The organism is Thermococcus alcaliphilus (assembly GCF_024054535.1).
Taxonomy (GTDB): Archaea; Methanobacteriota_B; Thermococci; order Thermococcales; family Thermococcaceae; genus Thermococcus_A; species Thermococcus_A alcaliphilus.
Genome location: NZ_JAMXLV010000001.1, coordinates 1 through 350 on the forward strand (window position 1 = coordinate 1; position 350 = coordinate 350).

A 350-nucleotide genomic window follows, 5' to 3' on the forward strand; every position below is an offset into this window, starting at 1 on the left:
TGGTACTTCAACGGTGAGCCCGTCACACTCAAATTCATCATCAGAATTGAAGACCACAGAAAGGATCTTGGTCTTTATGTTGCCGACTTGATCGAGAGATTCTGGGGCTTCAAGGTTGAGAGGCTTCTCTGGGATAGAAGAAAGGCTTCAAGAACTGTTTATGCCGGTGATCCAAAGAACTACCAGTGGAACATGTACACTGCTGGTTGGGTTTCAACAGTAAACGTCAAGTGGCCAGATGATTATACAGCATGGTGGTATGCCAGCTGGTACGGATGGCTTCCATCAGCAGTTGGATGGGAAGTTCCAGAGGAAGAATTAATAACAGTAAAAGAACTTGTTGACGAGCT

Annotated in this window: 1 pseudogene; it reads left to right on the forward strand. The window is 45.4% G+C overall.

Going from position 1 to position 350, the window contains the following annotated elements:
• Nucleotides 1-350: pseudogene (locus NF859_RS00005) on the forward strand (ABC transporter substrate-binding protein); the annotation flags it as partial.